The 23,268-nt window shown below is 67.1% G+C and carries 21 protein-coding genes and 1 pseudogene; 12 read left to right on the plus strand and 10 right to left on the minus strand.

What is annotated here, in order from left to right:
* Window positions 1–252: 252 nt before the first annotated feature.
* Both ACTDI4_RS02175 and rlmN read left to right on the plus strand, forming a co-directional pair.
* A complete protein-coding gene (locus ACTDI4_RS02175; RefSeq protein WP_442839587.1) occupies window positions 253–756 on the plus strand; it encodes an invasion associated locus B family protein in 504 nt (167 codons plus the stop codon).
* Between the two features lie 171 nt (window positions 757–927).
* Window positions 928–2,160 (plus strand): 23S rRNA (adenine(2503)-C(2))-methyltransferase RlmN, encoded by a 1,233-nt coding sequence (rlmN, locus tag ACTDI4_RS02180; RefSeq protein WP_442839588.1) that lies wholly within the window; start codon window positions 928–930, stop codon window positions 2,158–2,160.
* Between the two features lie 32 nt (window positions 2,161–2,192).
* Here the strand turns inward: rlmN and ACTDI4_RS02185 are convergent, their stop codons facing one another.
* Both ACTDI4_RS02185 and ACTDI4_RS02190 read right to left on the minus strand, forming a co-directional pair.
* Entirely contained in the window at window positions 2,193–2,834 is a 642-nt protein-coding gene (locus ACTDI4_RS02185; RefSeq protein ID WP_442843239.1) for a LysE family translocator, read from the minus strand.
* A gap of 62 nt (window positions 2,835–2,896) precedes the next feature.
* Entirely contained in the window at window positions 2,897–4,162 is a 1,266-nt protein-coding gene (locus ACTDI4_RS02190) for a Glu/Leu/Phe/Val family dehydrogenase (protein WP_442839589.1), read from the minus strand.
* Between the two features lie 260 nt (window positions 4,163–4,422).
* Here ACTDI4_RS02190 and ACTDI4_RS02195 point away from each other — a divergent pair, with 260 nt between their 5' ends.
* The gene (locus ACTDI4_RS02195) at window positions 4,423–5,646 is read left to right on the plus strand and encodes an argininosuccinate synthase (protein ID WP_442839590.1); all 1,224 of its coding nucleotides are present in this window, start codon (window positions 4,423–4,425) and stop codon (window positions 5,644–5,646) included.
* A gap of 78 nt (window positions 5,647–5,724) precedes the next feature.
* Here ACTDI4_RS02195 and ACTDI4_RS02200 read toward each other — a convergent pair whose 3' ends face one another.
* The gene (locus tag ACTDI4_RS02200) at window positions 5,725–6,540 is read right to left on the minus strand and encodes a lytic murein transglycosylase (RefSeq protein WP_442839591.1); all 816 of its coding nucleotides are present in this window, start codon (window positions 6,538–6,540) and stop codon (window positions 5,725–5,727) included.
* Between the two features lie 212 nt (window positions 6,541–6,752).
* On the opposite strand from ACTDI4_RS02200, the gene ACTDI4_RS02205 reads away from it, so the two are divergent.
* The 4 genes and pseudogenes from ACTDI4_RS02205 to rpsP all read left to right on the plus strand — a co-directional run bounded on the left by ACTDI4_RS02205 (window position 6,753) and on the right by rpsP (window position 10,369).
* Entirely contained in the window at window positions 6,753–7,739 is a 987-nt protein-coding gene (locus tag ACTDI4_RS02205) for a CPBP family intramembrane glutamic endopeptidase (protein WP_442839592.1), read from the plus strand.
* A gap of 241 nt (window positions 7,740–7,980) precedes the next feature.
* Window positions 7,981–9,596: pseudogene (gene ffh / locus ACTDI4_RS02210) on the plus strand (signal recognition particle protein).
* Between the two features lie 7 nt (window positions 9,597–9,603).
* Window positions 9,604–9,930, plus strand: coding sequence for a chorismate mutase (locus tag ACTDI4_RS02215; protein ID WP_442839593.1), 327 nt, complete (start codon window positions 9,604–9,606; stop codon window positions 9,928–9,930).
* Between the two features lie 49 nt (window positions 9,931–9,979).
* Window positions 9,980–10,369: a 30S ribosomal protein S16 gene (gene rpsP, locus ACTDI4_RS02220; protein WP_442839594.1), complete on the plus strand. Its 390-nt coding sequence runs from the start codon at window positions 9,980–9,982 to the stop codon at window positions 10,367–10,369.
* A gap of 89 nt (window positions 10,370–10,458) precedes the next feature.
* Here rpsP and ACTDI4_RS02225 read toward each other — a convergent pair whose 3' ends face one another.
* Together ACTDI4_RS02225 and ACTDI4_RS02230 are read right to left on the minus strand one after the other, a co-directional pair.
* Entirely contained in the window at window positions 10,459–10,722 is a 264-nt protein-coding gene (locus ACTDI4_RS02225) for a YMGG-like glycine zipper-containing protein (protein WP_442839595.1), read from the minus strand.
* Between the two features lie 153 nt (window positions 10,723–10,875).
* Window positions 10,876–11,304 carry an Lrp/AsnC family transcriptional regulator gene (locus ACTDI4_RS02230; RefSeq protein ID WP_442839596.1) on the minus strand — a complete coding sequence of 143 codons (429 nt, stop codon included), beginning with the start codon at window positions 11,302–11,304 and terminating at the stop codon, window positions 10,876–10,878.
* Window positions 11,305–11,428: 124 nt separating this feature from the next.
* Between ACTDI4_RS02230 and ACTDI4_RS02235 the strand changes: the two genes are divergently transcribed.
* Window positions 11,429–12,532 carry a saccharopine dehydrogenase C-terminal domain-containing protein gene (locus ACTDI4_RS02235; protein WP_442843240.1) on the plus strand — a complete coding sequence of 368 codons (1,104 nt, stop codon included), beginning with the start codon at window positions 11,429–11,431 and terminating at the stop codon, window positions 12,530–12,532.
* A gap of 22 nt (window positions 12,533–12,554) precedes the next feature.
* Here ACTDI4_RS02235 and holA read toward each other — a convergent pair whose 3' ends face one another.
* Window positions 12,555–13,604, minus strand: a complete 1,050-nt coding sequence (holA, locus tag ACTDI4_RS02240) for a DNA polymerase III subunit delta (RefSeq protein WP_442839597.1) — start codon at window positions 13,602–13,604, stop codon at window positions 12,555–12,557.
* Window positions 13,605–13,849: 245 nt separating this feature from the next.
* Between holA and ACTDI4_RS02245 the strand changes: the two genes are divergently transcribed.
* From ACTDI4_RS02245 to lpdA, 4 genes are read left to right on the plus strand one after another with little or no spacing between them, the layout of a single operon-like run.
* Window positions 13,850–15,082 (plus strand): 3-methyl-2-oxobutanoate dehydrogenase (2-methylpropanoyl-transferring) subunit alpha, encoded by a 1,233-nt coding sequence (locus ACTDI4_RS02245; protein WP_442839598.1) that lies wholly within the window; start codon window positions 13,850–13,852, stop codon window positions 15,080–15,082.
* Window positions 15,083–15,084: 2 nt separating this feature from the next.
* The gene (locus tag ACTDI4_RS02250) at window positions 15,085–16,098 is read left to right on the plus strand and encodes an alpha-ketoacid dehydrogenase subunit beta (protein WP_442839599.1); all 1,014 of its coding nucleotides are present in this window, start codon (window positions 15,085–15,087) and stop codon (window positions 16,096–16,098) included.
* A 3-nt stretch (window positions 16,099–16,101) separates the two neighbouring features.
* Entirely contained in the window at window positions 16,102–17,505 is a 1,404-nt protein-coding gene (locus tag ACTDI4_RS02255) for a dihydrolipoamide acetyltransferase family protein (protein WP_442839600.1), read from the plus strand.
* Window positions 17,506–17,509: 4 nt separating this feature from the next.
* Window positions 17,510–18,904 (plus strand): dihydrolipoyl dehydrogenase, encoded by a 1,395-nt coding sequence (gene lpdA / locus ACTDI4_RS02260; protein ID WP_442839601.1) that lies wholly within the window; start codon window positions 17,510–17,512, stop codon window positions 18,902–18,904.
* Window positions 18,905–19,000: 96 nt separating this feature from the next.
* Here lpdA and ACTDI4_RS02265 read toward each other — a convergent pair whose 3' ends face one another.
* From ACTDI4_RS02265 to mnmG, 4 genes are read right to left on the minus strand one after another with little or no spacing between them, the layout of a single operon-like run.
* Entirely contained in the window at window positions 19,001–19,885 is an 885-nt protein-coding gene (locus ACTDI4_RS02265) for a ParB/RepB/Spo0J family partition protein (RefSeq protein ID WP_442839602.1), read from the minus strand.
* A 32-nt stretch (window positions 19,886–19,917) separates the two neighbouring features.
* Window positions 19,918–20,706 (minus strand): ParA family protein, encoded by a 789-nt coding sequence (locus tag ACTDI4_RS02270; RefSeq protein WP_442839603.1) that lies wholly within the window; start codon window positions 20,704–20,706, stop codon window positions 19,918–19,920.
* Window positions 20,707–20,748: 42 nt separating this feature from the next.
* Entirely contained in the window at window positions 20,749–21,378 is a 630-nt protein-coding gene (gene rsmG, locus ACTDI4_RS02275; RefSeq protein WP_442839604.1) for a 16S rRNA (guanine(527)-N(7))-methyltransferase RsmG, read from the minus strand.
* Window positions 21,375–23,255 carry a tRNA uridine-5-carboxymethylaminomethyl(34) synthesis enzyme MnmG gene (gene mnmG / locus ACTDI4_RS02280; protein ID WP_442839605.1) on the minus strand — a complete coding sequence of 627 codons (1,881 nt, stop codon included), beginning with the start codon at window positions 23,253–23,255 and terminating at the stop codon, window positions 21,375–21,377. Before mnmG ends, rsmG begins: the two co-directional genes overlap by 4 nt.
* Window positions 23,256–23,268 lie beyond the last annotated feature (13 nt).

Genomic DNA, 23,268 nt, shown 5'->3' on the forward strand with positions numbered 1-23,268 from the left:
GTAACGGCCGGAAACAGGCCGTCACGGAGCGTGAAAAGTCAAACTCTTGCCGTTTTCCTGTCATCCAAGTCCGCGCAGGGACATCGTGGCGGCCGCAGCCCGGCCACCGCGGAGACGACGGCGGTTTCCCGAGGGAAGTCTCCTTTTGCGGCGAGGCTTCATCCTTTGGTAACCCAGATTAAATCAAAATGAAGCGAACGGGCGGGTCGCGGGCGGCCTGCCTTTGCCCCCATTCGGAATACAGGAAGAACGATGCGCGGACTGATTGCCACGATTTCAAGCTTGGTCCTCCTCGCCGCGGCGGGACCGGCACTCGCCCAGCAGGCCACCAAGATCGGCCAGCACAATGCCTGGGGCACCTACAGCTACCAGGCGGGAAACGGCAAGGTATGCTATGTGCTGACAGTGCCCACGGACAAGCAGCCGCCGTCGCTCGATCACGGCGACATGTTCTTCTTCGTCAGCCAGCGGCCCGGCCAGCAGGTTTCCTACGAGCCGCAGTTCATCGCCGGCTATAGTTTCCAGGAGAATTCCAAGGTCACCGTCTCCATCGGCGACAAGAGCTTCACCATGTTCACGCGCGGCAAGTCGGCCTGGGTCGAGAACGCCGCCGAGGAGCCGGTGCTGATCGCCGCCATGAAGGGCGGCGCCGACATGAAGGTGCAGGCCAAGTCGGGCCGCGGCAACACCACCAGCTATGTCTTCTCGCTGAAGGGGATTTCGGCGGCGCTGTCGTCCATAGCGAGCTGCAAGTAGAGGCTCGCGCTCCGGCAGGCGCCGGCTTGGGACGGGCAAGGCCATGCGGACCGGGGCCCGCGCGGGGCATGACCCGATGGCATGACTCGGGGGCCATCCTGTGCTATGCGCCTCGCTTTGCCGCACGCATGACGCTGAAATCGGCCGCAAACCGACTATATTGGGCCTGCCATGAGCCTTTCTCTCGATCTCACCGCCGCAGGCGCACGCGAGGCGCTGCGCCCTGCACCGGCCCCTGAAAAACCGTCGCTGATCGGCCTTGCCCGCGAGGAGATGGCGCAGGCGCTGGTTGCCGCCGGCCTCGTGCCGGAAAAACAGGCCAGGATGCGGGTGCAGCAACTGTGGCACTGGCTCTATGTGCGCGGCGTCTCCGACTTCGCGCATATGTTCAACATCTCCAAGGACCTGCGCGCCGGACTGGAACGGCATTTTTCCATCGCCCGGCCCGAGATCGTCGAAGAGCAGATCTCGTCCGACGGCACCCGCAAATGGCTGTTCCGCTTTCCGCCGCGCGGCGCCGGGCGCCCGGTGGAGATCGAAACGGTCTATATTCCGGAAGAGGGGCGCGGAACGCTGTGCATCTCCAGCCAGGTCGGCTGCACGCTGACCTGCTCGTTCTGCCACACCGGCACGCAGAAGCTGGTGCGCAACCTCACCGCCGAGGAGATCCTGGCGCAGCTTCTTTCCGCGCGGGATCGGCTGGGCGATTTCCCCGACCGCGACACGCCGGCCGGCGCCATCGTGCCCGCCGAAGGCCGCAAGGTGTCCAACATCGTCATGATGGGCATGGGCGAGCCGCTCTACAATTTCGAGGCGGTGAAGAAGGCGCTGCTGATCGCCTCCGACGGCGACGGGCTGGCGCTGTCGAAGCGCCGCATCACGCTCTCCACCTCCGGCGTGGTGCCGGAGATCTACCGCACCGGCGAGGAGATCGGCGTCATGCTGGCCATCTCGCTGCACGCCACCAACGACGATCTGCGCGACCTCCTGGTGCCGATCAACAAGAAGTTCCCGCTGAAGGAACTGATGGAGGCCTGCCGCAAATATCCGGGCCTTTCCAACGCCCGCCGCATCACCTTCGAATATGTGATGCTGAAGGACGTCAACGATTCGCTTGACGATGCCCGCGCGCTGGTGAAGCTGCTGAAGGGCATTCCGGCCAAGATCAACCTGATCCCGTTCAATCCCTGGCCCGGCACCAACTACCAGTGCTCGGACTGGGAGGCGATCGAGCGCTTCGCCGACTTCATCAACAACGCCGGCTACGCCTCGCCGATCCGCACGCCGCGCGGGCGCGACATCCTCGCCGCCTGCGGCCAGTTGAAGTCGGAATCGGAGCGCATGCGCAAGGTGGACCGGCTGGCGCTCGAGGCGATGATGATCGCCGGCCACGGCGAGGCCTGAGCCCGCCGCATTCGGGATCGGCCGCAGGCGTCCTACTTGGCCTGCGCCGTCAGGATCTTCAGCGCGAAGGCCGAGAACACGCCCGCAAACAGATAGTCCGTCACCCGCGTCACCCTGGGATTGCGCTTCAAAAGCGCCGCGAATCGGTCGGCCGCGATCACCATGGCCGAGGTGAGCGGCAGCGACAGCACGATGAACATCACGCCGAGGAAGAACAGCTTGCCCGGCGCATGCGGGTCGTGCGCGGAGACGAACTGCGGCAGGAAGGTCATGAAGAACAGGATGATCTTCGGGTTGAGCAGGTTGATGCCCAGCCCGGTCGCCCAGTTCTGGACGAGCGAGCGCGGCGCGCGCTGGGCTGTGTCCGGCGAGAAGGCCGAACCGTTGCGGATCGCCTGCCAGGCCAGCCACACCAGATAGGCCGCGCCCGCCATCTTCAGCACCATGAAGGCCTGCGGCGAGGCGACGATCAGCGCCGAAAGGCCGAGCGCCACCAGCGCGGTGTGGAGCACGATTCCGCTCATCGCCCCCGCCATGCAGGCGAAGCCCGCCGACCGCCCCTCCGCCAGCGCGCGGCCGACGAACAGCGTCATGTCCGGCCCGGGCGTGATGGCGAGGATGAGGGTTGCGACGGCGAATTGCGCCAGCGTGGTGATATCGGGAACGAAGGACAGCATGCCGTGGCGCCCCGCAGGTTACGGAACGGGGCGCCGCCGTTCGCGGCGCCCCGTCCGGCTCAACTGATGAAGTAGTTCTGCGTGCCGTGCGCCTCGATGGCCTCGGCCAGCCGGCTCAGCGCGTGCACATAGGCGGCCGTGCGCATGGTGATGCCGCGCGAGCTCGACTGCTCCCAGATCGCCCGGCCCTCGCGCTCCATGATGGTGCGCAGCTTGGCGTGGATCTCCTCCAGCTCCCAGTAGTAGCCCTGCTTGTTCTGCACCCACTCGAAATAGGAGACCGTGACGCCGCCGGCATTGGCCAGGATGTCGGGGAGCACCACGACGCCCCGCGAGGCCAGGATTTCGTCGGCTTCCGGCGTCACCGGGCCGTTTGCCAGCTCCAGGATCAGGCGGGCCTTCACGGAATTGGCGTTGTCGGTGTGGATCATGTTTTCCAGCGCCGCCGGCACCAGCACGTCGCAGTCCACGCCCACGAGCGCGGCCGCGCTCAGTGCTTCATGGCCGCTCTTGCCGACGGTGGCCGTCACCGAAAGCCCGTCCCGCTTGGCGGCCAGAAGCGCCTCCAGGTCGAGGCCGTCCGCCGCCTGAACCGCGCCGCCGGAATCCGAGACGGCCACGATCTTGTGGCCGTCGGCGGCCAGCAGCGAGGCGATGTACTGGCCGGCATTGCCGAAGCCCTGGATGGCGACGCGCAACTGCCCGTCCAGGCCGAGGTCGCCAGCCAGGTGCCGCACCAGGTAATAGCCGCCGCGCGCCGTGGCGTCGCCGCGTCCCAGCGAGCCGCCGAGGGCGATCGGCTTGCCGGTGATGACGGCCGGCGACGTCTGGCCCACGATCTGGGCATATTCGTCGGCCATCCAGCCCATGATCATGGAGTTGGTGTAGACGTCAGGCGCCGGTATGTCCCGGTCAGGCCCGATGATGCGGGAAAACGCCTGGATATAGGAACGCGACAGCCGCTCCAGCTCGGCCTTGGACAGGGTCCGCGCGTCGACCTGCACGGCACCCTTGCCGCCCCCGTAGGGGAGGTTCATCACCGCGCATTTGAAGGTCATCCAGAAGGCCAGCATCTCGACCTCCTCCTCCGTGGCGTCGGGATGGAAGCGGATTCCGCCCTTGGTCGGGCCGCGGGTGTCGTCGTAGCGGCATCGCCAGGCCAGGAAGGATTTTCGCGAGCCGTCGTCCATGCGGATCATCAGCCGGACTTTCGTGGTCTCGCGGGCGAATTTCAGCTTCTCGATCACATCGGCGTCGACATTGATGTGTTTGGCTGCGTCGTCGAGACGAACGAGAGCGCTTTCGAGAAGGTTGTTTTCCGACATCGTCAAATCCTGTCTGGTTTCCCGTCTTTTGCTGGCGAGGATTGGGGAGGGCCGAAAGGCCGGCGCACTGCATTGCACAAAACGACCTCGCACCACAATCGCCGAATCGTCATTTTGGTCTCCCACGCGTAATTTTCTGACGATTTTCCGCTCATGATCGCAATTTTCGGCTTCGCTCCGCTTGGCCGAAAGCTTGTCGCGCGGCGCTTTCCTGCTATGAGTGCGCTCGCTGGAGCTGAACCAACGACAACGGAATTCCCATGCCAAAGCTCAAAGACGTCAAGAAGGTGGTGCTCGCCTATTCGGGCGGCCTCGACACCTCCATCATCCTGAAATGGCTGCAGACGGAACTCGGCGCGGAGGTGGTCACCTTCACCGCCGACCTCGGCCAGGGCGGCGAGCTTGAGCCGGCGCGACGCAAAGCCGAGATGCTGGGCATCAAGGACATCCGCGTCATGGACGTGCGCGAGGAGTTCGTGCGCGACTTCGTCTTCCCCATGTTCCGCGCCAACGCGCTCTACGAGGGCACCTATCTGCTCGGCACCTCGATCGCGCGGCCGCTGATCTCCAAGCATCTGGTGGAGATCGCCAAGGAGACCGGCGCCGACGCCGTCGCGCATGGCGCGACCGGCAAGGGCAACGACCAGGTGCGCTTCGAGCTTTCCGCCTATGCGCTCAATCCCGACATCAAGGTCATCGCGCCGTGGCGCGACTGGGACTTCAAGTCGCGCACCGACCTTCTCAACTTCGCCCAGGCCCACCAGATCCCGGTGCCGAAGGACAAGCAGGGCGAGGCGCCCTTCTCCGTGGACGCAAACCTGCTGCACTCCTCCTCCGAGGGCAAGGTGCTGGAGGACCCGTGGAGCGAGCCGCCGGAATATGTGCACCAGCGCAGCGTTTCGCCGATGGACGCGCCCGACCGCGTCACCGAGATCGAGATCGAATTCCTCAAGGGCGACCCGATTGCGCTGAACGGGGAGAAGAAATCGCCGGCCGAGATGCTGGCGGCGCTCAACGATCTGGGCCGCGACAACGGCATCGGCCGCATCGACCTGGTCGAGAACCGATTCGTCGGCATGAAGAGCCGCGGCGTGTACGAGACCCCCGGCGGCACCATCCTCATCGCCGCCCACCGGGCGATCGAGTCGATCACGCTGGACCGCGGCGCCGCCCACCTCAAGGACGAGCTGATGCCGCGCTATGCCGAGCTGATCTACAACGGCTTCTGGTTCGCGCCCGAGCGCGTCATGCTGCAGGCGCTGATCGACAAGAGCCAGGAGGACGTGGAAGGCACCGTCAGGCTCAAGCTCTACAAGGGCAACGTCATCGTCACCGGCCGCAAGTCGAGGAAGACGCTTTATTCCGACGCGCTGGTGACCTTCGAGGACGACCGCGGCGCCTACGACCAGAAGGACGCCGAGGGCTTCATCCGGCTCAACGCGCTGCGGCTGAGGACGCTGGCGGCGCGCGACCGCAAGGGGTGATCCGCTTTCCGCCTGTCACAGGTTGCAGGAACAAAAAAACCCGGCCAGGCGCCGGGTTTTTCCTTCAGGGGCCGGCGGCTAGTTGGCGATCCGGCGCGCGAATTCGGCCAGGGCCTGCTGGTAGATCGAGGCGCGGTTCCAGTCGTTCCACACGCGGTAGTTGACCTGGCCGGGCCCGTAGCCGCCGCCCGGCTGCCAGCCGTGGCCGCGCAGGAAATTGGCGGTCGATGCCAGCACGTCGGCGCGCGAATGGATCAGGTCGCGGCGTCCGTCGCCCTCGAAATCCACCGCGAATTGCAGATATTTCGACGGCAGGAACTGAGTCTGGCCCAGCTCGCCGAAACCGGCGCCGCGCATCTGCGAAGCCGAGATGTAGCCCTTCTGGGCGATCTCCAGCGCGGCATCGAGCTCGTTGGTGAAGAAGGCGGAACGCCGGCAGTCATAGGCCAGCGTCGCCAGCGGGCTGAACACGCTCTTGTTGCCGGAATTGGCGCCGAAGCCGGTCTCCATGCCCCAGATCGCCAGCAGCACTTCCGGCTGGACGCCGAAGCGCTGCTCGATCTTGCGCAGCAGCCCGGCCTCCGACTTCATGTAGCCCTTGGCCTTCTTGACGTAGGAGGCGGGCGCGCGCCGCGCCATGAACTCTTCCAGCGAGCCGCGGAAGGCCTTGTGCTGGGCCCGGTCGATCTTGATGACGCCGGTGTCGTATTTGACCCCGGCCAGCGGCCCGGTGTCGATGCCGCGCGCCCTGGCGTCGGCCTTGTAGGCCTCGACCCATGCCGCGAAACCCCTGCCGTCGTTGCCGCATTGGCCGGCCGCCTGCGCGCCGGTAGCCGCCGCGAGCCCAACCGCGAGCGCAGCGCCGAAAATCCTTCCCTTGGCAAGAAATGCCATTCTTCTTTTCTCCTGATGCCTGAATCACGTCCCACGGCAAAACTTGCCAGCGAAACGCGCGCTTGTCACCGCAGAAGCCGGCAATTCAAGGGCAGCGGCCACGATGGCGCGATCATCGTCGCGGCCCGGCGTTCCCGGCCATGCGCCGCGCAGCCATTCAACTTTAACGGATCATGCGCTACGCATGCCCCTCACCCCATGGGAGATCGCGTTTGAGCATCGATCCGGCCGCCTTCGAGATGTACCGGCAAATCCCGTCCGGCCGGACCGGCCTTCCGCGGCTGCTGGCGGGCTCGGCGATCGTCGCCGCCTTCTGGATGGCGGGGACGGTGGCGGCCCTGATGGGCGGCAGCTATGTCCATGCGCACTGGCTGGCCGCGTCGGGCGCCGACCTGCCCGCCGGGGGCATCGCGCAGGATTTCATCGCCACGCCGGCCGGAGTGCTGACGGCGCTGGCCTCCTTCGCCGGCATCTGGATCGGCGTATGGGTCGCCATGCGCCTGGTGCATCGCGAGCCGTTGGCGGCGCTCCTCGGCAACGCCAGGCGCGTTTCCTGGAACGGCTTCGCCAAGGGGCTCGCGGCGGTGGCGATCACCTCGCTGCTGTCGGAGGTCGCGCTCTATGTGCTCAGTCCCGGCATCGGGCGCGGCACGATTTCGCTGTCGTCCTGGCTTGTCTTCCTGGTGCCGATCGTGCTTCTGACCCTGCTGCAGACCTCGTCGGAGGAACTGCTGTTCCGCGGCTACCTGACGCGCGGCCTGGCCGCGCGCTTCCGCAGTCCGCTCGTGTGGGGCCTGCTGCCGCTGCTCCTGTTCACCTCGATGCACTGGAGCCCGGCTTCCGGTCTTGCCATCAACCTTTCCGTGCTGGTCTCCATCTTCGCCTTTGCGCTGGTGCTGCTGGCCACCGTCTATGCCACCGGCAATCTGGGCGCGGCCTTCGGCGCGCATCTGGCCAACAATCTGTTCGGCTTCCTCCTGATCTCGCATCAGGAAAGCTATGACGCATTCGCTCTCTTCACGGCCCCTGCGCTGGAGGCGGAGGGCTGGACCGGCAGCGACGCGCTGTTCATCGGCGCCATCGGCATCGCGGCCAGCGGCCTGACGGCGCTGCTGCTGCTGCATCCGCGCTCGCCGCTACGGGTGGGACCGGACCTCGGCCGGCGCCCCTTGCCGGGCGGCACCGCGTCGCCGGCTTGACTCTTTGCGCCTTTTCCTGTCTACACGTGGCGGATTTCCGCGACGAATGTCTTCGCGAAAGCCGACCGGGACGCAGAAGGCCGCATGAGGCCGGTGCCGTAAACAGATCCCGGAGGCCAACACCCGGCAGCGCGATGCGCCCCCGGGTGCTTTTCGGCTTTGGCTTTTTGGGTTGGCGCTTCGCCGTGCAGGCACTACCTCTCGGATCGAACCAGCCGACCCCGGGACCGAAGGAAGAAACATGTTTGAATCGCTGCAGGAACGCCTTGGCTCGATCCTGAACGGCCTGACCGGCCGGGGCGCGCTGTCGGAGGCCGACGTCGCGGCCGCGCTGCGCGAGGTGCGCCGCGCGCTGCTGGAAGCCGACGTGGCGCTCGAAGTGGTGCGTTCCTTCATCGACAAGGTGCGCGAGAAGGCCGTCGGCGCGGCGGTGCTGAAATCGATCAAGCCCGGCCAGATGGTGGTCAAGATCGTCCATGACGAGCTGGTCGCCATGCTGGGCGACGAGGGCGTCGCCATCGACCTCAACGCGCCGGCGCCGGTGGTCGTCATGATGGTCGGCCTGCAGGGCTCCGGCAAGACCACCACCACGGGCAAGATCGCCAAGCGGCTGACCGAGCGCCAGAACAAGAAGGTGCTGATGGCGTCGCTCGACACGCGGCGGCCCGCCGCGCAGGAGCAGTTGCGCCAGCTCGGCGAGCAGACCGGGATCGCCACGCTGCCCGTCATCGCCGGCCAGACGCCGGTCAACATCGCCAAGCGCGCCGTGCAGGCGGCCAAGCTCGGCGGGCATGACGTGGTCATCCTCGATACCGCCGGCCGCACCCATATCGACGAGCCGCTGATGGTCGAGATGGCCGACATTAGGCAGGCCTCGAAGCCGCACGAGATCCTGCTCGTGGCCGACTCGCTGACCGGCCAGGACGCCGTCAACCTGGCCAAGAACTTCGACGAGCGCGTCGGCATCACCGGCCTGGTGCTCACCCGCATGGACGGCGACGGCCGCGGCGGCGCGGCCCTTTCGATGCGCGCCGTCACCGGCAAGCCGATCAAGCTGATCGGCACCGGCGAGAAGATGGACGCGCTGGAGGAATTTTATCCCAAGCGCATCGCCGACCGCATTCTCGGCATGGGCGACATCGTCAGCCTGGTCGAGAAGGCGGCCGAGAACATCGACGCGGAAAAGGCCGCGGCGATGGCCAGGAAGATGCAGTCGGGCAAGTTCGACCTGAACGACCTCGCCGACCAGCTTGGCCAGATGCAGAAGATGGGCGGCATGGGCGGCATCATGGGCATGATGCCGGGCATGGGCAAGATGAAGGACCAGATGGCTGCCGCCGGGCTGGACGACCGCATGTTCAAGCGCCAGCTCGCCATCATCTCCTCCATGACCAGGCAGGAGCGGGCCAACCCCGATCTTCTCAAACATTCCCGCAAGAAGCGCATCGCCGCCGGCTCGGGCACGGATGCGGCCGAGATCAACAAGCTGCTCAAGATGCATCGCGGCATGGCCGACATGATGAAGGCCATGGGCGGCAAGGGCAAGGGCGGCGGCATGATGCGCGGCCTGATGGGAGGTCTCGCTTCGAAGATGGGCCTCGGCGGCATGATGCCCGGCATGGGCGGGATGGGCGGCATGCCGGACCTGTCCAAGATGGACCCCAAGCAGCTCGAGGCGCTGAAGAAGCAGGCGGAAGCCGCCGGTCTGGGCAAGGGTCTCCCCGGGGTCTGCCCGGAGGGCTTCCTGGCGGCCTTCCCGGCCTCGGCGGCGGCGGGTTTCCCGGCCTGCCGGGCGGCATGAAGCTTCCCGGACTTGGCGGCGCCGGCGGGCTGCCCGGTTCGACCAAGAAGAAGTGAGGGCGCAATGAGCGAAGACCGCAACACGGACGAGGCCCGCAGGATGCTGTCCGGCTACCGCGCTTCGATCGACAATATCGACGCCGCGCTGATCCACATGCTGGCCGAGCGCTTCCGCTGCACCAAGGCCGTCGGCGTGCTGAAGGCCACGCATGGCCTGCCGCCGGCCGACCCGGCGCGCGAGGCCGAGCAGATCGCGCGGCTGCGCCGGCTGGCCGACGAGGCCCATCTGGACCCGGACTTCGCGGAGAAGTTCTTGAATTTCGTGGTGCGCGAGGTGATCCGCCACCACGAGCAGATCGCCGCTGAAAACGGCGCTGGCAAGACCGGCTGACCATCTGCCGCAGACACATCAACGAGACTCAGAGCTTTAGGAGAAAAAAATGGCACTGAAGATCAGACTGGCCCGCGCGGGCTCCAAGAAGCGTCCCTACTACCACATCGTGGTGGCCGACTCGCGCAGCCCGCGCGACGGCCGCTTCATCGAGGCCGTGGGTGCCTGGAACCCGCTTCTGCCCAAGGACGGCGAGCGCGTGAAGGTGGACGCCGACCGCGTCAAGCACTGGCTCGGCCACGGCGCGCTGCCGACCGACCGCGTCGCGCGCTTCCTCGACCAGGCCGGCCTAGTGAAGCGCGAAACCCGCAACAACCCCAACAAGGCCGAGCCCGGCAAGAAGGCGCAGGAGCGCGCCGCTCTGATGGCCAAGGCGCAGGAAGAAGCAGCCGCCGCCGCTGCGGCTGCCGCGGCTCCGGTCGAGGCAAGCGCGGAATAGTCATACCGGATTTCGGGCCGGATTTCGGACAAGGCGGCGGGCTTCATGCCCGCCGCCTTTCCTTTTGCCCTTGCCTCTTCCGGCGACGGTCAATAGCCGCGCGGGCAGCGGGCCACGTAGACGCGGCCGTAGCGGTCGCGGTAGCGGCACTGGCCGCGCTCGCTGGCCTGGCCGATCAGCGCGCCGGCGACCGTGCCGACGGCACCGCCGATCGCCGCACCCTCCCAGGGATTGCCCGCGACCGCCGCACCCACGGCAGCACCGCCGAGACCGCCCACCGCCGCACCCTTCTCGGTCTGCGAACAGGCACCCAGCGGCACCAGCAACGCGGCCAAAATGATCATATTCTTCATGTCGGTTCCTCTCAGCAACCAGGTGTCCGTCCTCACCGCCCCGCATTTCAACGGTCGAACGGCGTTTTCGATCCCGAAAACGTGAGATCGCGGACGGGCAACATGGCGCCGTCGGTGCGGCGGGCGCCCCGTTTTTCGGCAGGCTGAAGCGGTTCAGCGGTCGATGCGCGTGGACAGAATGATCGACGACAGCGTGCGCTCCACGCCTTCCATCGCGCCGATCCGGTCGATGAGCACGTCGAGATCGCCGATCGAGGGCGATTCGACGATGACGATCATGTCGAAGCTGCCGCTTACCGAATGCAGGGTGCGCACCTGCGCCAGCGCTTTCAGCTCGCGCACCACCCGGTCAGCCAGCTTGGGCGTGACGGTGAGCAGCACATGCGCGCGCACCAGCCCCCGCTCATGGTCGGGCGACAGCCGCACGCCGTAGCCGGCGATGATGCCGCGCGCCTCCAGCCGCTCGATGCGGCTCTGCACCGTGGTGCGCGACACGCCGAGCCGCCGCGCCAGCTCGGCGGTGGAGGCGCGTGCGTTCTCGCGCAGCAGCGCGATCAGGTTCTGGTCGGCCTGGCTGAGCATTATGACGTTTGGCCTCGGCATAACGACGAAAAACGGGCGTCGATACGACCAATCGCATGCTTTCATTCGTCCGGCAAGGTGCCATGCTGGCGGCATGAAATTCGGGCTTCGGGAGATCGCCATGATGAAGGACATCGTCATCGTCGGTGCCGGCAAGATCGGCTCCACCATCGCCGCCATGCTTGCCGAGACCGGCGACTATCGCGTCACCGTCGTGGATCGCTCGGCCGCCCAGCTCGGCGGGCTCGACCTGCCGGCCGGCGTCGCCACATGCGAGCTGGACATCGCCGAGCCCGGCGCGCTCGAAGCGGTTCTGTCGGGGAAATTCGCGGTGCTGAGCGCCGCGCCCTTCCATCTCACCACCCGCATCGCCGAGGCGGCGAGCACGTCGGGCGTGCACTATCTCGACCTCACCGAGGACGTCGCCTCCACCCGTCGCGTCAAGGAGCTGGCCAGGGACGCGCAATGCGCCTTCATCCCGCAATGCGGCCTGGCGCCGGGCTTCATCTCCATCGTCGCCGCCGACCTCGCCGGCCGCTTCGACACGCTGGACAGCGTGCGCATGCGCGTCGGCGCGTTGCCGCAATATCCTTCCAACGCGCTCAACTACAACCTGACCTGGAGCACCGACGGCGTCATCAACGAATATTGCGAGCCCTGCGAGGCCATCGTCGAAGGCGAGCTGGTCGAAGTGCCGCCGCTGGAGGAGCGCGAGGAATTCTCGCTCGACGGCGTCACCTACGAGGCCTTCAACACCTCCGGCGGGCTCGGCACGCTGGCCGAGACGCTGAAGGGCAAGGTGCGCACGCTGAACTACCGCACCATCCGCTACCCGGGCCATGCCGCGATCATGAAGGCGCTGCTCAACGATCTGGGCCTGCGCCACCGCCGCGACGTGCTGAAGGACATCTTCGAAAGCGCCCTGCCGGCGACCATGCAGGACGTCGTCATCGTGTTCGTCACCGTTTCCGGCCGCAAGGGCGGCCGCCTGATGCAGGAAACCTACGCCAACAAGGTCTATGCCCGGCGCGTGGGCGAAACCGTGCGCAGCGCCATCCAGATCACCACGGCCTCCGGCATCTGCGCCGTGCTGGACATGCTGGCGAACGGGACCTTGCCGGCCAGGGGCTTCGTGCGGCAGGAGGACATCGCGCTGGACGCCTTCCTCGCCAACCGCTTCGGCAGCGCCTACGCGCTGCACGAGATGGCCACCCGGCTGGCAAGCTGAACCGGCCGGCCGAGCCTTAGCCTTAGCCGCGGCGGCGACCGAGCCGGGCGCTTTCCACGGCGATGCCGAGCAGCGCCTGGCGGGCGAGCGGCACGGCAAGTTCGGGGCGGCGCCGCGTTTGCAGCACGGCCGCCTGCAGGCGCGCCAGCGCGCGGCCGATCGCTTCCGCGCTCCAGCGCTCCAGCGTCTTCTCGACCAGCTTGCGGCGCGCGAAGAACACCGGCGGCCGGTGCGAGGCGACGACCGAAGCGGCGTTGCGGCCGCCCTGGTCCATGGCCCCGCGCATGAACTGGAGCGCCTGGAACTGGCGCATGGCGGCGGCCAGCGCCAGGAAAGGCTGGCCGCCGGCCTGGCATTGCCGGGTGAAGGCGGCGTCGAAATCGTCGACGCGGCCGTCCAGCGCCGCGTCGATCGCGTCGTCGAAGGACTGACCCGAGACATCTCCCGACGATGCTTTCACGTCGTCCAGCGTGATCTCGCTCTTGCCTTGGGCATAGAGCACCAGCTTTTCCATCTCGCCGCGCGAGGCGAGCCGGTCGCCGCCCAGGCTCCGGCGCAGCGCCTGGCGCGCGTCGAGCGCCATGGTCATGCCCGCCTTGCCGAGTTCGTCGTCGATGACGCCGTCGAGGTCGCGGGCCTCGTCGGCATAGCAGGGCAGCGCCATGGCCGCAGGCGCCGCTTCCACCACGGCGCGCAGGCCGGCTCCCTTCTTCAGCTCGCCCGCCTCGATGAGCACGACGGCATCGCGCGGCGGCTCGGCCAGCAGCGCCTTGACGTCGTCGGCCAGGCTCTTCTGGGCGCCGGCATTGCGCACCCACAACAGCCGGCGGTCGGAAAACATCGGCACCGTGCGCGCCTCGCCGACCAGCCGGCCCTCGTCCTTCTCCACGTCGCCCGCGTCGAGCTTGACCACGGAAAAGGGATCGTCGAGCGGCAGGCCGGTGCGCTGAGCGAAGGCGCGCGCACGCTCGGCCACCAGCCCGCGGTCGGGCCCGTAGAGCAGCACGACCGCGACCTTCGGGTCCGGCCGCGCCAGCCATGCGTCCACTTCGAATGCTTTCTTCTGCGCCATGGCGCCTGCCTAGCACGAGCCGACACGCAAGCGGTAGCCTCGCAGCATTCATCCGCGGGCGATGCTTCCGCCATCGCGTTTGTTGCCGCGCGCCCGTCATCAAAGACGGGATATTACGCGCGTTTCCTGCCACAGTCGCCGCACTGGGGAGGTTGCCTGCGCCATTGCCCGAACCTTTGTCTCCGTCTTGGCGGCGGCGGCGAAGATGTGCAAACATCGCCTGGCAACATTGGAGGATGAAGGTCATGGCCGATGCTGGGATGTTGCGTTTCCACGTTCCCGAGCCGGAGGTGCGGCCGGGCGGCACGCCGGATTTCTCCAACGTGCCCATCCCCAGGGCCGGCTCCGTGCCGCGGCCCGAGATCGACGTTGATCCGCGCGAGATCCGCGACCTCGCCTTCTCCATCATCCGGGTGCTGAACCGTTCCGGCGAAGCGGTCGGGCCGTGGGCCGGCCTGCTGACGCACGAGGAACTGCTGGAAGGGCTGCGCCACATGATGACGCTGCGCATCTTCGACGCGCGCATGCAGATGGCGCAGCGGCAGGGAAAAACCTCGTTCTACATGCAGCATCTGGGCGAGGAGGCGGTTGCCTGCGCCTTCCGCAAGGCGCTGTCGCCCGGCGACATGAACTTCCCGACCTATCGGCAGGCCGGCCTGCTCATCGCCGACGGCTACCCGATGGTCACGATGATGAACCAGATCTATTCCAACGAAGCCGACCCGCTGAAGGGCCGGCAACTGCCGATCATGTATTCCTCGAAGGAACACGGCTTCTTCTCCATCTCCGGCAATCTGGCCACGCAATATGTGCAGGCAGTGGGCTGGGCCATGGCCTCGGCCATCAAGGGAGACACCCGCATCGCCGCCGGCTGGATCGGCGACGGCTCCACCGCGGAGTCGGATTTCCATTCCGCTCTGGTGTTCGCCTCCACCTACAAGGCGCCGGTGGTGCTCAACGTGGTCAACAACCAGTGGGCGATCTCCACCTTCCAGGGCATCGCGCGCGGCGGCTCCGGCACCTTCGCCGCACGAGGGCTGGGCTTCGGCATTCCTTCGCTGCGCGTCGACGGCAACGACTATCTGGCGGTGTACGCGGTGGCGAAATGGGCGATCGAACGCGCGCGCCGCAACCTCGGGCCGACGCTGGTGGAATATGTCACCTACCGCGCCGGCGCGCATTCCACCTCCGACGATCCGTCCGCCTACCGGCCCAAGGCCGAATCGGACGCCTGGCCGCTCGGCGACCCGGTCATCCGGCTGAAGAACCACCTCATCCATCGCGGCGTGTGGTCCGACGAGCGCCACGCCCAGGCCGAGGCCGAGATACTCGACACGGTGATCGCCGCCCAGAAGGAGGCCGAGGCGCACGGCACGCTGCATTCCGGCAACAAGCCCTCGATGCGCGACATGTTCGAAGGCGTCTACGAGACCATGCCGCCGCACCTGCGGCGCCAGCGCCAACAGGCGGGGGTGTGACGATGCCGAGAAAGACAATGATCGAGGCGATCCGCGACGCCATGGACGTGTCGATGGGGCGCGACGACAACGTCGTCGTCTATGGCGAGGACGTCGGCTTCTTCGGCGGCGTGTTCCGCTGCACGCAGGGCCTGCAGGCCAGATACGGCAAGAACCGCTGTTTCGATGCCCCGATCAACGAAAGCGGCATCGTCGGCACGGCCATCGGCATGGCCGCCTACGGCCTGCGCCCCTGTGTGGAGGTGCAGTTCGCCGACTATGTCTATCCCGCCTACGACCAGATCGTTTCGGAAGCGGCACGGTTGCGCTACCGCTCCAACGGCGACTTCACCTGTCCCATCGTCGTGCGCATGCCGACCGGCGGCGGCATCTTCGGCGGCCAGACCCACAGCCAGAGCCCGGAAGCGCTGTTCACCCACGTCTCCGGCCTGAAGGTGGTGGTTCCCTCCAACCCGCACGACGCCAAGGGCCTGCTGATCGCTTCGATCGAGGACCCCGACCCTGTCATCTTCCTGGAGCCGAAGCGGCTCTACAACGGCCCCTTCGACGGCCATCACGAGCGGCCGGTGACGCCCTGGTCGAAGCACGAGCTAGGCGAGGTGCCCGACGGCCATTTCGTCACCCCGCTGGGCAAGGCCGCGGTCCGGCGAGAGGGTTCTGCCGTCACCGTGCTCGCCTACGGCACCATGGTCTATGTCGCCGAGGCGGCGGCGGACGAGACCGGCATCGACGCCGAGATCGTCGATTTGCGGACCCTGCTGCCGCTGGACCTCGACACGATCGTGGCTTCGGTGAGGAAGACCGGCCGGTGCGTTGTCGTGCACGAGGCCACGCTCACCTCCGGCTTCGGCGCGGAGCTTTCGGCACTGGTTCAGGAAACCTGCTTCTATCATCTGGAAGCGCCGGTGAAGCGGGTGGCGGGCTGGGACACGCCCTATCCGCATGCGCAGGAATGGGACTATTTTCCGGGGCCGGCGCGGGTCGGGCGCGCGCTCGCCGAGACGATGGAGGCCTGAGCGATGGGTGAATACGTCATCAAGCTTCCCGATGTCGGCGAAGGCGTGGCCGAGGCCGAACTGGTGGAATGGCACGTCAAGGTCGGCGATCCGGTGCGCGAGGATTCCGTCCTCGCCGCCGTCATGACCGACAAGGCAACCGTCGAGATCCCCTCGCCGACCGATGGCAAGGTGCTGTGGCTGGGGGCGGAGGTGGGCGACACGGTCGCCGTCGGCTCGCCGATCCTGCGGCTGGAGGTGGCCGGCGACGGCAATGTTTCGGCTTCCGCCAAAGCGGAAAAAACCCCCACCCCTAGCCCCTCCCCACAAGGGGGAGGGGAACCTGTCGCGGCTTCGTCAACGTCCTCTCCCAGCCTCGGCGCACCTGCATCCGAAGATGCGGGGCTGTCGAACGACGTCTCGCCGAGGAACTTGCGGCCGGCGGGGAGGGAATCCCCCTCCCCCTTGTGGGGAGGGGTTAGGGGTGGGGGTGCCACCGCGCATCCCCCGGCGATACGGCCCGCCACCCCCCGCCCCGAAGGCGAAAAGCCGCTGGCTTCCCCGGCGGTGCGGCTCAGGGCAAAGGAAGCCGGCATCGACCTGCGGCAGGTTCCGGGCAGCGGCCCGGCCGGCCGCATCGGCCATGAGGACCTCGACGCCTTCCTGCGGCATGGCGCGCCGGTTGCGCGACCGGCGGTCGGGCTGGCGCCCAACGAGGCGGTCGAGGAGATCAGGGTCGTCGGGCTGCGCCGCAAGATCGCCGAGAAGATGCAGCTTTCCAAATCGCGCATCCCGCACATCACCTATGTCGAGGAAGTGGACGTCACCGCGCTGGAAGACCTGCGCGCCGCGCTCAACAGGCAGAAGCAGGGGGCCGGCGGCACGGAAAGGCCGAAGCTGACGCTGCTGCCCTTCCTGATCCGGGCCATGGTCAGGGCGATTGCCGAGCAGCCGCAGGTGAACGCGCTGTTCGACGACGAAGCCGGCATCATCCACCGGCATGGCGGCGTCCATGTCGGCATAGCCGCGCAGACGCCGAACGGGCTGGTTGTGCCCGTTGTCAGGCATGCCGAGGCACGCGACCTGTGGGGCTGCGCGGCCGAGGTCAACCGCCTGGCCGAAGCCGCCAAGGCCGGCACGGCGACGCGCGAGGAACTGTCCGGCTCCACCATCACCGTCACCTCGCTGGGCGCTCTGGGCGGCGTGGTGACCACGCCGGTCATCAACCATCCGGAAGTGGCCATCATCGGCGTCAACAAGATGATGGTGCGGCCGATGTGGGACGGCACGCAATTCGTGCCGCGCAAGATGATGAACCTGTCCTCCTCGTTCGACCATCGCGTCATCGACGGCTGGGACGCCGCCGTCTTCGTCCAGCGCATCAAGACGCTGCTGGAGACGCCGACGCTGATCTTCGTCGAGGGGTAGGATCATGAAGGAAATCTCCTGCAAGCTGCTCGTCGTCGGCGCCGGCCCGGGCGGCTATGTCTGTGCCATCCGCGCCGGCCAGCTCGGCGTCGACACCGTCATCGTCGAGGCGGGCAAGCCCGGCGGCACCTGTCTCAATGTCGGCTGTATCCCCTCCAAGGCGCTGATCCACGCCGCGCAGGAGTTTGAAAAGGCCGGCCATTGGGCGGCCCGATCCGACGTCCTCGGCATTGGCGTGGAAAATCCGTCGCTCGACTTCGCCGCCACAATCGCCTGGAAGGACGGGATCGTAAGCCGGCTGAACAGCGGCATCGCCGGGCTGCTGAAGAAGGCGAAGGTCAAATATGTGCAGGGCTGGGCCACCTTCCGCGACGGCAAGACCGTTTCGGTGGAAACCGAGACCGGCGAGCAGGTCATCAGGGCCGAGACCGTGGTGATCGCGACGGGCTCGGCACCGGTCGAGCTGCCGTTCCTGCCATTCGGCGGCCCGGTCGTCTCCTCCACCGAGGCACTGGCGCTGCGCCAGGTGCCACAGCATCTGGCCGTGGTGGGCGGCGGCTATATCGGGCTGGAACTGGGCATCGCCTTCGCCAAGCTGGGCGCCAGGGTCACCGTGGTGGAGGCGCTGGCGCGCGTGCTGCCGCAATATGACGCCGAGCTTGTGCGGCCGGTCACCAAGCGGCTTTCGGCCCTCGGCATCGAGGTGCTGACCGGCGCCAAGGCCAAGGGGCTTTCGGCCAAGGGCGACGCGCTGCTGGTCGAAACCTCCGACGGCCGGGACAAGAGGATCGCCGCCGATCGCGTGCTGGTCACGGTCGGGCGCAAGCCGGTGACGGCAGGCTGGGGCCTCGACCAGATCGACCTGGACATGGCCGGCCGCTTCATTCGCATCGACGAGCAGTGCCGCACTTCCATGCGCGGCATCTACGCCATAGGCGACGTGACCGGCGAGCCCATGCTGGCGCACCGCGCCATGGCGCAGGGCGAGATGGTGGCCGAGATCGTCGCCGGCCAGCGGCGAAGCTGGGACAAGCGCGCCGTTCCCGCCGTCTGTTTCACCGATCCCGAGATCGTTTCGGTCGGCCTCTCGCCGGACGAGGCGAAGGCGCTGGGGGAAACCAGGATCGGGATTTTCCCGTTCAGCGCCAACGGCCGCGCCATGACCATGCAGGGCGAGGACGGCTTCGTCCGCGTCGTGGCCCGCGCCGACAATCATCTGGTGCTGGGCATCCAGGCGGTCGGACAGGGCGTGTCGGAACTGTCGGCCGCCTTCTCGCTGGCGCTGGAGATGGGCGCGCGGCTGGAGGACATCGCCGGCACCATCCATGCGCATCCGACGCAGAGCGAGGCCTTTGCAGAGGCCGCGCTGAAGGCGCTGGGCCACGCGCTGCATATCTGACCCGGCGCGGCGCGGCGCGGCCTCTTCCGGCCCTCGCCCTAACCCTCTGTCGCGATTGAATATATCACGGTCAGTGCCCGGGCGGAAAACGTTTCGCTACCGTTCCAGTTTAAGGCGGCGGCACAGCTCGTCGAGCTGTTCCAGGGTGCGGTAGGCAACGCGCAGCTCGCCGCCGCGATCCTTGTGCGCGATTGTCACCTTCATGCCGGTGGCGTCCGACAGCAGCTTTTCCAGCGCCAGCATGTCGGCATCCTTCTGTGCGGCAGCCGCGGGCCGAGGCTCGCGCTGCTGCGCCGGCGGCATCTGCGCCAGCGCTTCGGCCTGCCGCACCGACAGCCCATCCTCGACAATGCGCTTGGCCAGCCCCGCAGGGTCCTGCGCCGTCACCAGCGTGCGCGCATGGCCGGCGGACAGGGCGCCGTCGACCAGCATGTCGCGGATCACGTCGGGCAGACGCAGCAGGCGCAGCGTGTTGGCGACATGGCTGCGGCTCTTGCCGATGACCTGGCCGAGGTCGGCCTGGCTGTAGCCGTGCTCGTCGATGAGCTGCTGGTAGCCCTGCGCCTCCTCGATCGGATTGAGGTCGGCGCGCTGCACGTTCTCGATAATGGCCAGTTCGAGCGCGGTCCGGTCGTCCACTTCGCGCACGATGACGGGAATTTCGGCCAGCCCCGCGCGCTGCGAGGCGCGCCAGCGCCGTTCGCCGGCGATGATCTCGTAGCGGCCGTCCTGCCCCGGCGCCGGCCGCACCACCACCGGCTGCACGACGCCGTGCTCGCGGATCGACTGCGCCAGATCGGTGAGGTCCGCATCGCCGAACTGGCGCCGCGGGTTCCTCGGATTGGGAGAAATGAACTCGATCGGCACCTTGCCGTCCGCCGCGGTGCGCGGCTTCTCGGCGGCCGGCGCGACAGTGTCCATCTCGCCGATCAGTGCGGCCAGGCCCCGTCCCAGGCGTCTTCTAGAGGGGTCGTCGTTCATGATGAATCCCGGTCGTTTCGCTAGCGGATTGGTCAGGCGGCGCGCAATCGGCGCTCGCGGCGGATCACTTCGGAGGCGAGTTGCAGATAGGCCTGGCTGCCCGTGCATTTCAGGTCGTAGAGGATGGCCGGCTTGCCATAGGAAGGCGCCTCCGAAACCCGGACATTGCGCGGGATGACCGTCTCGTAGACCTTGTCGCCCATATGGGCGCGCACGTCCTGCACCACCTGGTTGGCCAGGTTGTTGCGGCCGTCGAACATGGTCAGCACGATGCCCTGAATGGTGAGGTGGGGATTGATGGAGCCGCGCACCTGCTCCACCGTTTCCAGCAGTTGCGACAGGCCTTCCAGCGCGAAGAACTCGCATTGCAGCGGCACCAGCACCGAATCGGCGGCAGCCATGGAATTCAGCGTCAGAAGGTTGAGCGACGGCGGGCAGTCGATCAGCACATAGCTGTAGTTCACGCTCTGCCGCAGCGCGTTGCGCAGCCGCAGCACCCGGTCGGGTGCGGCGGCGATTTCCATCTCGATGCCGAGCAAGTCGAGCGTCGACGGCACGATCGAAAGGCCTGGCACCGCCGTGGCCACGGCGGCGGACTCCAGATCGAGCCCGTCGGCTAGAACGTCGTAGGACGAAACGATGCGCTCGCGGCGGTCTATGCCGAGCCCGGTCAACGCATTGCCCTGCGGGTCGAGGTCCACGATCAGCACGCGCTCGCCGATCGCGGCCAGCGCGGTGGCGAGGTTGATGGCGGTGGTGGTCTTGCCGACGCCGCCCTTCTGGTTGGCGACCGTTATGATTCTCGGTCCAGTCTGGGTCATCATATCCGCCGAAAAGTCATTGTGATAGCCGGACTGTCTGCATCAAGCCTTCCGCAGATCGCGCAACTCGAGAATCACGCTTTGCGGATCGACGATGCTCTGGTGTTCTACCAGATCGAATCGCCAGCGAAGAGCGCTTTCTTCGACTTCGCGCCGGTAATCCCGGCCTTTGTGGAACAATCCCCTCGCCCCGGCCAGCAGCCAGGGCGCCGACAGATCGAGCAGAATGCCGAGCGGAGCCAGCGCGCGGGCGGTGACGATCTCCGGCTGGGCAACGATTGCATGCGCCTCCTCGATCCGGCGCGCGATCACCCTGGCCGGCAGGCCGAACTGACCTATCATGGCCTGCAGAAACCCGGCCTTCTTGCGGTTGCTCTCGACCAGGTCGATGGAGCCACCGCTTTCTGCGAGCAGGAACGCCATGACCAGGCCCGGAAAACCGCCGCCGGAACCGAGATCGACCCAACGCCGGGCGGAAGGCACGATCCGCTCCAGTTGGGCACTGTCCACGATGTGCCGTCGCCAGATGTCGTCCTGTGTCGACGCGGCGACCAGATTGATGCTGCGGTTCCATTTGCGGAAATGCGTTTCGAACTCGCGCAGGCGATCGAATGTTTCACGTGAAACCGCGCCCGCGGCGGCCCGAAGCTCCTCGAACTCGCTTTCCTTCACGCCGCGCCCGCCTGCTTCGAGGCCCTGCCCTCATGGTTGCGGACATGCGCCACGATCAGTGCCAAGGCGGCCGGCGTCATGCCGTCCAGGCGCTGGGCGTCGGCGATTGAGCGGGGCCGGCGCTCGCGCATCTTCTGCTTGAGCTCGTTAGAAAGGCCGGCCACCTGGGCGAAATCCAGTTCATCGGGAATCAGCCTGCCCTCCTCGCGCCGGATCTGCTCGACATCCGCCCGTTGCCGATCCAGGTAGACGGCATATTTGGCCTCGGTTTCTAGCGCCTCGGCAGTCTTCGCATCAAGTTCGCCGAATCGGGGATCGACGCGAACGAGCCAGGCCACGTCCACCTCCGGATGCGCCAGGAGGTCATAGGCCGAGCGGCGCACTCCGTCCCTGTTGATCTCCAGCCCGTGGCGCGCTGCCTCGTTCGGCGTCAGCTTCGTGTTCAGCGCCAGGGCCCGCGCCTGGGCCACCCGCTCCTGCATCTTCCCGAACTTCGCGGCGCGCTCCGGCGATACGATGCCCAGGGCCATCGCCCTGGGGGTAAGCCGTTCGTCCGCATTGTCGGCACGCAGCGACAGGCGGAATTCGGCGCGCGACGTGAACATGCGATAGGGTTCCCGGATGCCGCGGCGGGTAAGGTCGTCGATCATTACGCCCAGATAGGCTTCCGTGCGGCTCACCGTCACCTGCTCCGCCCCGCATGCGCGCCGCGCCGCATTCAGTCCGGCGAGCAGGCCCTGTGCACCGGCTTCCTCGTAGCCGGTCGTGCCATTGATCTGCCCGGCAAGGAACAGGCCTTGAAGACGCCGCGCCTCCAGCGTCGACTCCAGCTCGCGCGGGTCGATGTGATCATATTCGATCGCATAGCCCGGCTGCATCATGATTGCCCGCTCAAGCCCCGGAATGGTCTTCAATATATCAAGCTGCACATCACGCGGCAGCGAGGTGGAAATGCCGTTCGGATAGACGGTATGGTCGTCCAGCCCTTCCGGCTCCAGGAAAATCTGGTGGCCGTCCCGATCGCCGAACTTGACGATCTTGTCCTCGATGGACGGGCAGTAGCGCGGCCCGATCCCCTCGATCGAACCCGAATACATGGCCGACCTGCCGAGATTCCGGCGTATGAGATCATGGGTTTCGGGCGTGGTGCGGGTGATGCCGCAGTCGATCTGCGGATTGACGATGCGCTCGGTCATCAGGGAAAACGGCAGCGGCTCGTCGTCGGCGGGCTGGCTGTCCAGCGCCTTCCAGTCGATGGTGCGGCCGTCGAGCCGCGGCGGCGTGCCGGTCTTCAGGCGGCCGAGTTCGAAGCCCACGCGCACCATGGTCGCCGAGAGACCCGTGGACGCCTTTTCGTTCATGCGGCCTGCGACGATCTTCTCCTCGCCGATATGGATCAGCCCGCGCAGGAAGGTGCCGGTTGTCAGCACCACGGCGCCGCACGCCAGCCGGCGCCCGGAGCCGAGCAGCACGCCCTGCACGCGGCCGTCCCGGACGTCGAGATCCACCACCTCGTCCTCGATCACCTCGAGGCCGGCCTGGGCGCGGATCGCATCCTGCATCGCAAGCCTGTAAAGCTTGCGGTCGGCCTGCGCGCGCGGCCCGCGCACGGCCGGACCCTTGCGGCGGTTCAGCAGGCGAAACTGGATGCCGGCGGCGTCCGCGACCCGACCCATCAGACCGTCCATGGCGTCGATCTCGCGCACGAGATGCCCTTTGCCCAGCCCGCCGATGGCGGGATTGCACGACATCACGCCGACCGTGTCGAAACGCAGGGTCACCATTGCAGTCGCAGCACCGGAGCGGGCGGCAGCGGCGGCCGCCTCGCACCCGGCGTGCCCGCCCCCGACGACGACGACGTCGTAGTTGTCCTTCATCCTCGGCCCTTTC

Origin of the sequence: Mesorhizobium sp. PUT5, assembly GCF_052216645.1 — a bacterium.
GTDB lineage: Bacteria > Pseudomonadota > Alphaproteobacteria > Rhizobiales > Rhizobiaceae > Mesorhizobium.

Bases quoted from the DNA above. Each gene is read 5' to 3' on its own strand.
- ACTDI4_RS02175 (WP_442839587.1), top strand. From the start codon at position 253: ATGCGCGGACTGATTGCCACGATTTCAAGCTTGGTCCTCCTCGCCGCG.
- rlmN (WP_442839588.1), top strand. From the start codon at position 928: ATGAGCCTTTCTCTCGATCTCACCGCCGCAGGCGCACGCGAGGCGCTG.
- ACTDI4_RS02190 (WP_442839589.1), bottom strand. From the start codon at position 4,162: ATGTCGGAAAACAACCTTCTCGAAAGCGCTCTCGTTCGTCTCGACGAC.
- ACTDI4_RS02195 (WP_442839590.1), top strand. From the start codon at position 4,423: ATGCCAAAGCTCAAAGACGTCAAGAAGGTGGTGCTCGCCTATTCGGGC.
- ACTDI4_RS02200 (WP_442839591.1), bottom strand. From the start codon at position 6,540: ATGGCATTTCTTGCCAAGGGAAGGATTTTCGGCGCTGCGCTCGCGGTT.
- ACTDI4_RS02215 (WP_442839593.1), top strand. From the start codon at position 9,604: ATGAGCGAAGACCGCAACACGGACGAGGCCCGCAGGATGCTGTCCGGC.
- rpsP (WP_442839594.1), top strand. From the start codon at position 9,980: ATGGCACTGAAGATCAGACTGGCCCGCGCGGGCTCCAAGAAGCGTCCC.
- ACTDI4_RS02225 (WP_442839595.1), bottom strand. From the start codon at position 10,722: ATGAAGAATATGATCATTTTGGCCGCGTTGCTGGTGCCGCTGGGTGCC.
- ACTDI4_RS02230 (WP_442839596.1), bottom strand. From the start codon at position 11,304: ATGCTCAGCCAGGCCGACCAGAACCTGATCGCGCTGCTGCGCGAGAAC.
- ACTDI4_RS02235 (WP_442843240.1), top strand. From the start codon at position 11,429: ATGAAGGACATCGTCATCGTCGGTGCCGGCAAGATCGGCTCCACCATC.
- holA (WP_442839597.1), bottom strand. From the start codon at position 13,604: ATGGCGCAGAAGAAAGCATTCGAAGTGGACGCATGGCTGGCGCGGCCG.
- ACTDI4_RS02245 (WP_442839598.1), top strand. From the start codon at position 13,850: ATGGCCGATGCTGGGATGTTGCGTTTCCACGTTCCCGAGCCGGAGGTG.
- ACTDI4_RS02250 (WP_442839599.1), top strand. From the start codon at position 15,085: ATGCCGAGAAAGACAATGATCGAGGCGATCCGCGACGCCATGGACGTG.
- ACTDI4_RS02255 (WP_442839600.1), top strand. From the start codon at position 16,102: ATGGGTGAATACGTCATCAAGCTTCCCGATGTCGGCGAAGGCGTGGCC.
- lpdA (WP_442839601.1), top strand. From the start codon at position 17,510: ATGAAGGAAATCTCCTGCAAGCTGCTCGTCGTCGGCGCCGGCCCGGGC.
- ACTDI4_RS02265 (WP_442839602.1), bottom strand. From the start codon at position 19,885: ATGAACGACGACCCCTCTAGAAGACGCCTGGGACGGGGCCTGGCCGCA.
- ACTDI4_RS02270 (WP_442839603.1), bottom strand. From the start codon at position 20,706: ATGACCCAGACTGGACCGAGAATCATAACGGTCGCCAACCAGAAGGGC.
- mnmG (WP_442839605.1), bottom strand. From the start codon at position 23,255: ATGAAGGACAACTACGACGTCGTCGTCGTCGGGGGCGGGCACGCCGGG.